Genomic DNA, 8,108 nt, shown 5'->3' on the forward strand with positions numbered 1-8,108 from the left:
CCCCCGCCGCCGAGCCGACGCCGTCGGAGCGCGTCGTCGTGGTCGTGGTGCCCGACCCGCCGCCGGCCACCGGCGGGGCGTCTTCGGAAGCCCCCGCAGGTCCGCTGGCCGTCGCCATGCCGCGTGATGGGCTGGGCGACGGGCGGGGCGGCAGCACGATCCTGCAGGCTCCGAAGGGGCCGGCCGCCCCGGTGACCCGCGGCGTGGCGGCCCCGCCGCCTCCGGGGGGCGTGTCGCTGGAAAGCATGGACTACGACGCCTCGGGGCAGGTCGCCATGGGCGGCCGGGCGCAGCCGGGAAGCGCCGTGCAGCTCTATCTCGACAATCTTCTGGTCGGCAGCGCCCACACCGACCCGAACGGCCAGTGGCGCCTGCGCCCGGAGCGCGCCGTGCCGCCGGGCGTCTACACGCTGCGCGCCGATCAGGTGACCGACTCGGGCAAGGTCACCGCCCGCGTCGAGCTGCCGGTTCAGGTGTCGGAGGTTCCGGCCAACCTGCCCGACGGCCGGTCGATGGTCGTCCAGCCCGGCAACAGCCTGTGGCGGATCGCCCGCTCCACCTACGGGCACGGCGTGCAGTACACGCTGATCTACGAGGCCAACCGCGGCCAGATCCGCGACCCGGACCTGATTTATCCCGGCCAGATCTTCGCCCTGCCGGTCTCAAATTAGGCCGGTCTCGAACTGAGTTTACAGGTAAGGAGCGAGCAGGCGCAGGAAGGGGCGCGCCTGCTGGAGCGCGACCACCGTCTGGTGGATCAGATCCTCCGGCGTCGCCTGCCCCTCGAACTCCGCCTCGGAGAACAGCAGGATCTTCTGGCCCTCCTGGACGAGGAAGCGGGTGCCCCGCCGGTCCTGGATGCCGCGCAGGATCGCCAGGAGCTGGCGCCGCCGCTCCGGCGACTGGGCGGTGTAGGGGATGTGGCCGATCTCCGCCCACACCTGCGAGCGCGACTTTTCCCCGTCGAAGCCGACGGCGATGCTGAAGGGCAGCCCATCGGCCATGAAGTGCAGCCGCGCCGGGCGCGGCGGCTGGGCGATGCCCAGCACGCCTTCGGGAGTCATCACGAAGGTGTCGGGGCTGAAGGGCAGGGCGGTCTGCGAGACCTGCGCGAGCGACGGCATGGCCTGAAGGCGGGCGGCGGGAACGGACACGGGGGCTCGCTCATTCCTGTGGTGGCGGTGGCGTCACTCTCCACCTTCCCTGCTAAAATTCTGTAAAGGGCGGGGGATGCTGTCTAGAATGCGCCGCTCCAACGATCCGAGGCTGAAGTAACCGGCGATGTCCGCCCTCAACACCGTAGTCGTTCCGATCCACCGCGCCGGCTGGCCCTTCATTGCCGCCTTCGCCGTGGTCTCCCTGATTCTCGGGCTTGCCGTGGCGAAGCCGCTGGGCTGGCTGGGTCTCGTTCTCACCCTGTGGTGCGTGTATTTCTTCCGCGATCCCGATCGCGTGACGCCGACGCGCCCCGGCCTGCTGGTCAGCCCCGCCGACGGGCGCGTGACCATGATCGTTCCCGCGGTTCCGCCGCCGGAGCTGGGCATGGGCGACAAGCCGCTGACCCGCGTCAGCATCTTTCTCAACGTCTTCAACGTGCACGTCAACCGCGTGCCGGCGGACGGCACGGTGGTCGCGGCGGAGTACCACAAGGGCACCTTCGTGAACGCCGCGCTGGACAAGGCCAGCGAGGAGAACGAGCGCGCCGCCTTCCGCCACCGTCTTCCCGACGGGCGTGAGATTGCCTATGTGCAGATCGCCGGCCTCGTCGCCCGCCGCATCCTCTACTGGGTGAAGGCCGGCCAGGAGGTCAAGGCGGGCGAGCGGTTCGGCCTGATCCGATTCGGCAGCCGCACCGACGTGTATCTGCCGGACGGCGTGGTTCCGCTGGTCTGCGTCGGGCAGACGGCGATCGGCGGCGAGACCGTGCTGGCCGACCTGACCGCCACCGAACCGCAACGGCAGGGGGATGTCCGCCGATGAAGCGACCGGTCTTCAAGCCGGCAGTGTTCCGCAAGCGCCGGGCGCGCCGTCCGCATCCGCGGCTGAAGGGGTTGTCGATCAACCATCTTCTGCCCAACGTGCTGACGGTGCTGGCGCTGTGCTCCGGCCTGACGGCCATCCGCTTCGCCATGCACGAGCGGTGGGAGCAGGCGGTCGTCTGCATCGTCATCGCGGCGATCTTCGACGCGCTGGACGGGCGGATCGCCCGCCTGCTGAACGGGCAGAGCAAGTTCGGCGCGGAGCTGGACAGCCTGTCCGACGTCATCAGCTTCGGCGTGGCCCCCGCCTTCATGATGTATCTGTGGGCGCTGAACGGCGCCGGCAGCCTGGGCTGGATCGCCGCCATGGCCTACGCGGTCTGCGCGGCGCTGCGGCTGGCCCGCTTCAATTCCCGCCTGGACGTCGACCTGCCGCCCTGGGCCTTCAACTACTTCACCGGCGTTCCCGCCCCGGCGGGCGCCGGTCTGGCCATCCTTCCCATGGTCATCGGCTTCGAGGCCGGGCCGGACATCGCCGGCCACCCGGCCGTCGTCGTGCCCTGGACGCTGGCGATGGGCGGGCTGATGGTCAGCACGCTGCCCACCTTCTCCTTCAAGGGCATGCGGGTGCCGACCCAGTATGTGGTGCCGGGTCTGGTCGGCGTCGGCCTGCTCGCCGCCTCGCTGGTCAGCCAGCCCTGGTGGACGCTGGCCTTCCTCGGGCTGGCCTATCTGGCGAGCCTGCCCTTCTCGGTGGCGCAGTTCCGCAAGCTGCAACAGGCCGCCCTGCTGATGAAGGAGACGGAGGAGACGCCGGCGGAGGAGACGGTCGTCCCCGCTTCGGACGTGCCGTCCTCGTCGCAAACCGCGAAGACGGCCGACGTCACGAAGACGGCCAACGACTGAATGGCAGGCCTGCCGTCGCCGTCACTCGGCGGCGGCGGGCAGGTCCAGCGGCAGGGTCCGTTCGGTCACGGCGACCGCCAGGACCATCGGGATCTGGCGCAGGCAGTTGCCGACATGGTTCGACTCCGCGGCGACCATGCCGGTCATTTCGACCTCCATGGTCAGCGTCTCGCCCAGCAGGCGGCTGTTCAGCGACAGCGGGACGAGGCCGCGCTTGGCGAACAGCTCCAGCACGCGGGGCAGGGTGCCGGGATCGGCATCGGCCTGCACGGCGAAGCGGACGAGACGGTTCGGATCGGTCGGACGGGATTCGGCGGCTGGCGCCGCCAGCGTGACGGTGGGCAACGTGACGGTGGACATGGATCGCTCTTACCTTGGTCTTTGAGTCGATGAGTGCAGGGTCAGACCTGCAGACGCGCGAAAACCCCGGCTCTCACACGAGAACCGGGCTGCTAATTCGCAGACCCAGGGTAAGGTGACGGTCCATCATGGGCGTCAGGATAGGGCGATGGGCGGCCATGGTCAATGGAGTCGGAAAATTCCCTCTCCCGCCCCGGGAGAGGGCAGGGGCCCGCGCCGCAGGCGAGGGAAGGGTGAGGGGGTCGCCAAGGATCAGCGCCTTGATCCCCCGCTCGACCCTCACCCGCCCGCTGTCGCGGGCACCCTCTCCCGGGACGGGAGAGGGACATCACGCTCTTATCAGGACACGCGAAGCCATGAACGACGACGGCATCCACATCCGCCCGGCCGAGCCGGACGACGCGCCGGACCTGGCGCGGCTCATCGACATGGCCGGCGGCGGCGTCTACGAATTCCTGCTCGACGGGCTGGTGCCCGGCCAGACGGCGGCGGAGATGCTGGTGCCGGGGCTGGCGGGCACGTCGGGGTCCTTTTCCCACCGCCATTCGGGTGTGGCGGAGGCGGCGGGGCGCATCGTCGGGGTCGTCCACGCCTATCCCGTGGACTGGATCAGGACCCAGGACTACAGCGGGCTGCCCGTCGACCGGCTGGCCCACATGGAAGATTTCAATCGGGTGCACGACTGGGGCAGCTACTTCCTGTCGGCGCTGGCCGTCGATCCGGCGTGGCGCCGCCGCGGCATCGCCTCCCGGCTTCTCGCCTGGGTCTATGAACGGGCGCGCCGCGGCCGGTTCGACCGGGTGACGCTGCATGTCTGGGCCGACAACGCCGACGCCCGCCAGCTCTACGCCAAGGAAGGCTTCACCGAGATCGGCCGCGCCGACATCCCCTGGCACGAGCGGCTGCCGCACCAGGGGGGAAGCGTGCTGCTCCGGCGCCCGGTCTGATCAGCGGTCCGGTTACTTGCCCGGCTTCAGCTGGTCGCGGGTCAGCCAGAAGACCTCGCCGAAGCTGTTGGCGGTCTCGACCCAGAAGAAGTCGAGGTCCGGGTACTCGGCCTCCAGGATCTCGCGGCCCGTGCCGAACTCGCAGAGCAGGCCGCCTTCCGGCGTCAGGTGCTTGGGCGCTTCCTTGAGGATGCGGCGCACGATGTCCAGCCCGTCCTCGCCCGACGCCAGGGCCATCTGCGGCTCGTGGCGGAACTCCGGCGGCAGGTTGGCCATCGCCTCGGCGTCCACATAGGGCGGGTTGGTGATGATGACGTCGTACTTGCGGTTCTTCAGCGGCGCGAACAGGTCGCCGTGGTGCAGGGCGATGCGGTCCTCGAACCCGCTGTCGGCGACGTTGCGCCTGGCCACCTCCAGCGCGTCGGCGGACAGGTCCACCGCGTCCACATGGGCCTCCGGGAAGATCTGCGCGGCCAGGATGGCGAGGCAGCCGGAGCCGGTGCAGAGGTCGAGCACCCGTTCGACCTCCGTCGGGTCCTCCACCAGCGTGAAGTCGTCGCCGCCGATCAGGTCGGAGAACAGGATCTCCCCGATGTAGGAGCGCGGGACGATCACCCGCTCGTCCACATAGAAGGGAATGCCCTGGATGTAGGCCTTGTTCAGCAGGTAGGAGGCCGGCTTGCGCGTCTCCACGCGGGCGTGCAGCAGGTCGGCGACCTTGCGGCGCTCCGCCAGGGTCAGCCGGGCGTCCACATAGGGGTCGAGCTGGTCGATGGGCAGGCTCAGCCCTTCCAGCACCATGAACACCGCCTCGTCATGGGCGTTGGTGGTGCCATGGCCGTAATCCAGGTCGGCCTCGTTGAAGCGGCTGACGCCGTAGCGGATCAGGTCGCGGACGGTGCGCAGCTCGGTCGCCGCGTCGGCGGGGGTGAGGTCCAGGGAGGGCTTGGTCACTTACAGGATCTCCAGAACGCTTTCCGGCGGACGGCCCACACGGGCCTTGTCGCCCGTGACGACGATGGGCCGCTCGATGGCGGCGGGGTTGGCGGACAATGCGTCGATCAGGGCGTCGCCGTCGAGATCCTTGGCGATCCCGGCCTCCGCCGCCTCCTTGGCGCGCAGGATGTCGCGCGGGCCCTTGCCCAGCTTGGCCAGGATGGCCTTCAGCTCGGCCGGGCCGGGCGGGGTCTTCAGATACTCGACGACGGTGGGCTCGACGCCCCTGGACCTCAGAAGCTCCAGCGTCTGGCGCGACTTTGTGCAGCGCGGGTTGTGGTAGATGGTGACGTCGCTCATCCGGGTTTGTCCCTCGCTCTTGCCGGCCCAGTGATTGCCGGTGGCAGGAATACACCCGCCCCGCGTGCCGCGCCAACCCGCCATGCGGAATGGCGGCGGCAGCGCAACATCCCTCGCGTGACAAGGCCGGCGCTTGGCATTACCTTGCGCCCTCGCATTATTGGCGGCCCGCCGCGTGCGGGGCCATTCATTTCGACGGATGCCGGCCGTGACGAAGCTCTCGCTCTCCAAGGACAAGATCAACATCCTGCTGCTCGAAGGCGTTCACGACAACGCCATCAACGAGCTGGCGCATGGCGGATACGCCACCGTGGAGCGTCTGCCGCACGCGCTGGACGAATCGGAGCTGCTGGAGCGCATCGGGTCCGTCCACATGCTGGGCATCCGCTCGCGCACCCATCTGACCGCCAAGGTGCTGGAGGCCGCAAGCCGCCTGTTCAGCGTCGGCTGCTTCTGCATCGGCACGAATCAGGTCGATCTGAAGGCTGCGCGCCGACTCGGCATCCCGGTGTTCAACGCGCCCTATTCGAACACCCGGTCGGTGGCGGAGCTGGTGATCGGCGAGATCATCATGCTGATGCGCGGCATCTTCTCGAAGTCGACCCTCGTTCATGGCGGCGGCTGGATGAAGTCGGCCAAGGATTCCTACGAGATCCGCGGCAAGACGCTGGGCATCGTCGGCTACGGCCACATCGGCACCCAGGTGTCGATCATGGCCGAATCGATGGGCATGAAGGTCCGCTACTACGACGTCGTGAACAAGCTGGCGCTCGGCAACGCGCAGCCCTGCCACTCGCTGGAGGAATTGCTGGCGGTGTCCGACGTGGTGACCCTGCACGTTCCCGACACGCCGCAGACCCGCGACATGATCGGCGAGGCGCAGATCCGCGCCATGAAGAAGGGCGCCCACCTCATCAACGCCGCCCGCGGCAAGGTCGTGGTGATCGAGGCGCTAGCCGCCGCCCTGAAGGACAAGCATCTGCTGGGTGCGGCCATCGACGTGTTCCCGAAGGAGCCGGGCGGCGACAAGGAGGTGTTCGAGAGTGCGCTGCGCGGGCTCGACAACGTCATCCTGACCCCGCACATCGGCGGCTCGACGATGGAGGCCCAGGCCAACATCGGCACCGAGGTGTCGCAGAAGCTGATCGAGTATTCGGACAACGGCTCGACCATGGGCGCCGTGAACTTCCCGCAGGTCGGCCTGCCGGTCGTCCACGCCGGCTGCACCCGCTTCCTGCACGTCCACGAGAACCGTCCGGGTGTGCTGCGCAAGATCAACGAGGTCTTCTCGGGCCGCAACCTGAACATCGCCGCGCAGTATCTCCAGACCGACCCGGAGCTGGGCTACGTCGTGGTGGATGTCGACGGCGACGTGGACGAGAACGAGGTGGCGAGCGATCTGCGCACCATCGAAGGCACGTTGAAGGCGCGCTTCCTTTATCCGGGCAAGCGCTGAGGTCCGGCGCCGCGGCCCTTGCCGTCGGCGGGGGCCGCACCGACATAGGCGGAATGAGCCTCCGCCTTTTTCGACCGCGTCTGTGCGCCGGCCTCCTGACGCTCCTGTGCCTGGGTGGGGGAGCGCTTCGCTTCGCGTCGCCCGCGGTCGCCCAGAGCGGGATCGCCGCCTGTCCGGACTTCGCGCCGGCCCGGGTGGTCCTTGATCTCCAGATCGCTCCGCTGCGCACCGATTACAGCCAGTCGATCCGACAATTGGCCCAGAAGCCGGGGCGGCGCCCCGTCGCGGGGCGGATCGCCAACTCCCACACGCTGGGGTTGGCGGCCATTCAATACAATCAGCAATGGCAGGCTGGCGTCATGACGGCGTCGCTGGGGCAAGGCCGCTATTGCGGCGCGGCGCAGACCCTGACCGTCACCTTCGGCTACGACGAGCGGACCGTGTATGTCGCCCGCGAGCTGCCGCAGGGCAGCTGCATCCACGGCGAGGTCCTGGCCCACGAGATGCGCCATGTCACGGTGGACGAGCAGCTTCTGCGCGAGTATGTGCCGGTCCTGAAGCGCCGGCTGGAGGAGGTGGTCGGCCGCGCCGGCCCGGCCCAGGGCCGCTCCGAACGTCAGGTCATGGCGGCGATCGAGCAGCCGATCAAGGCGGCGATGCGCCAGCTGATGGAGGAGTTCGGGCGCGAGCGCAACGCGCGCCAGGCCCGCATCGACACCCCGGCGGAGTACGAGCGCATCAGCCAATCCTGCAACGGCGAGATCAACCGCTACCTCGGGCGCGTCTGATCCGGGCAATGCCGCGTCACCGTCGGCGCCCGCGTCCGGAGGCGTGGCGGTCGATGAACTCCGGCGGCTTGCGGAACACCCAGCGCAGGAAGGCGGCGATGTCCGGGTGGGCGCGCAGGCTGGCGATGGTGTGGTAGTGGTCGCGCAGCTCCGCCTCGCTCAGCACCGCGTGGATCTTGGCGTGGCAGACGCGGTGCATGGTCACCGTGTCCCGTCCGCCGTAGGTGCGGGGGATCAGGTGATGCTCGTTCAGGCTGGGGCCGGGCACCATCGGGCGTCCGCAGAGCGGGCAAGGGGGACGAGGCGGGGGAGGGGGGGGCAGGGGAAGTCCGGGCGGGGGGGTGGCTCTTATAAACAACTGCACGTCCCGGCGGAC

The 8,108-nt window shown here is 69.1% G+C and carries 11 protein-coding genes; 6 read left to right on the plus strand and 5 right to left on the minus strand.

Annotation, left to right across the window (positions count from 1 at the left end):
• On the plus strand, nt 1-671 hold a 671-nt coding region (locus GBZ26_RS24265; protein WP_174441048.1), incomplete at its 5' end, for a LysM peptidoglycan-binding domain-containing protein.
• A gap of 18 nt (nt 672-689) precedes the next feature.
• On the opposite strand, the gene GBZ26_RS24270 is transcribed toward GBZ26_RS24265, so the two are convergent.
• Nucleotides 690-1,154: a hypothetical protein gene (locus GBZ26_RS24270; RefSeq protein WP_014240935.1), complete on the minus strand. Its 465-nt coding sequence runs from the start codon at nt 1,152-1,154 to the stop codon at nt 690-692.
• A 127-nt stretch (nt 1,155-1,281) separates the two neighbouring features.
• Between GBZ26_RS24270 and GBZ26_RS24275 the strand changes: the two genes are divergently transcribed.
• Both GBZ26_RS24275 and pssA read left to right on the plus strand, forming a co-directional pair.
• Entirely contained in the window at nt 1,282-1,980 is a 699-nt protein-coding gene (locus GBZ26_RS24275) for a phosphatidylserine decarboxylase (RefSeq protein ID WP_014240934.1), read from the plus strand.
• A complete protein-coding gene (gene pssA / locus GBZ26_RS24280; RefSeq protein WP_051140309.1) occupies nt 1,977-2,885 on the plus strand; it encodes a CDP-diacylglycerol--serine O-phosphatidyltransferase in 909 nt (302 codons plus the stop codon). The genes GBZ26_RS24275 and pssA overlap by 4 nt, the downstream gene beginning before the upstream one ends.
• 21 nt (nt 2,886-2,906) lie before the next feature.
• Here pssA and GBZ26_RS24285 read toward each other — a convergent pair whose 3' ends face one another.
• Entirely contained in the window at nt 2,907-3,245 is a 339-nt protein-coding gene (locus tag GBZ26_RS24285) for a hypothetical protein (RefSeq protein ID WP_174441049.1), read from the minus strand.
• 356 nt (nt 3,246-3,601) lie between these two features.
• On the opposite strand from GBZ26_RS24285, the gene GBZ26_RS24290 reads away from it, so the two are divergent.
• Nucleotides 3,602-4,192 carry a GNAT family N-acetyltransferase gene (locus GBZ26_RS24290; RefSeq protein WP_174441050.1) on the plus strand — a complete coding sequence of 197 codons (591 nt, stop codon included), beginning with the start codon at nt 3,602-3,604 and terminating at the stop codon, nt 4,190-4,192.
• Between the two features lie 12 nt (nt 4,193-4,204).
• Here GBZ26_RS24290 and prmB read toward each other — a convergent pair whose 3' ends face one another.
• Both prmB and arsC read right to left on the minus strand, forming a co-directional pair.
• The gene (prmB, locus tag GBZ26_RS24295) at nt 4,205-5,146 is read right to left on the minus strand and encodes a 50S ribosomal protein L3 N(5)-glutamine methyltransferase (RefSeq protein WP_174441051.1); all 942 of its coding nucleotides are present in this window, start codon (nt 5,144-5,146) and stop codon (nt 4,205-4,207) included.
• Nucleotides 5,147-5,488 carry an arsenate reductase (glutaredoxin) gene (arsC, locus tag GBZ26_RS24300; protein ID WP_014240928.1) on the minus strand — a complete coding sequence of 114 codons (342 nt, stop codon included), beginning with the start codon at nt 5,486-5,488 and terminating at the stop codon, nt 5,147-5,149.
• A 208-nt stretch (nt 5,489-5,696) separates the two neighbouring features.
• On the opposite strand from arsC, the gene serA reads away from it, so the two are divergent.
• Both serA and GBZ26_RS24310 read left to right on the plus strand, forming a co-directional pair.
• Nucleotides 5,697-6,944: a phosphoglycerate dehydrogenase gene (gene serA / locus GBZ26_RS24305; protein ID WP_174441052.1), complete on the plus strand. Its 1,248-nt coding sequence runs from the start codon at nt 5,697-5,699 to the stop codon at nt 6,942-6,944.
• 53 nt (nt 6,945-6,997) lie between these two features.
• The gene (locus GBZ26_RS24310) at nt 6,998-7,732 is read left to right on the plus strand and encodes a hypothetical protein (protein WP_174441053.1); all 735 of its coding nucleotides are present in this window, start codon (nt 6,998-7,000) and stop codon (nt 7,730-7,732) included.
• 16 nt (nt 7,733-7,748) lie between these two features.
• Here the strand turns inward: GBZ26_RS24310 and GBZ26_RS24315 are convergent, their stop codons facing one another.
• The gene (locus tag GBZ26_RS24315) at nt 7,749-8,003 is read right to left on the minus strand and encodes an HNH endonuclease (protein ID WP_174441054.1); all 255 of its coding nucleotides are present in this window, start codon (nt 8,001-8,003) and stop codon (nt 7,749-7,751) included.
• Nucleotides 8,004-8,108 lie beyond the last annotated feature (105 nt).

Origin of the sequence: Azospirillum formosense, from assembly GCF_013340925.1 — a bacterium.
Lineage (GTDB): Bacteria > Pseudomonadota > Alphaproteobacteria > Azospirillales > Azospirillaceae > Azospirillum > Azospirillum formosense.

Excerpts from the sequence above, each read along its gene's own strand:
- GBZ26_RS24315 (WP_174441054.1), bottom strand. The coding sequence starts at position 8,003 with ATGGTGCCCGGCCCCAGCCTGAACGAGCATCACCTGATCCCCCGCACC.
- GBZ26_RS24275 (WP_014240934.1), top strand. The coding sequence starts at position 1,282 with ATGTCCGCCCTCAACACCGTAGTCGTTCCGATCCACCGCGCCGGCTGG.
- GBZ26_RS24310 (WP_174441053.1), top strand. The coding sequence starts at position 6,998 with ATGAGCCTCCGCCTTTTTCGACCGCGTCTGTGCGCCGGCCTCCTGACG.
- GBZ26_RS24290 (WP_174441050.1), top strand. The coding sequence starts at position 3,602 with ATGAACGACGACGGCATCCACATCCGCCCGGCCGAGCCGGACGACGCG.
- GBZ26_RS24285 (WP_174441049.1), bottom strand. The coding sequence starts at position 3,245 with ATGTCCACCGTCACGTTGCCCACCGTCACGCTGGCGGCGCCAGCCGCC.
- pssA (WP_051140309.1), top strand. The coding sequence starts at position 1,977 with ATGAAGCGACCGGTCTTCAAGCCGGCAGTGTTCCGCAAGCGCCGGGCG.
- arsC (WP_014240928.1), bottom strand. The coding sequence starts at position 5,488 with ATGAGCGACGTCACCATCTACCACAACCCGCGCTGCACAAAGTCGCGC.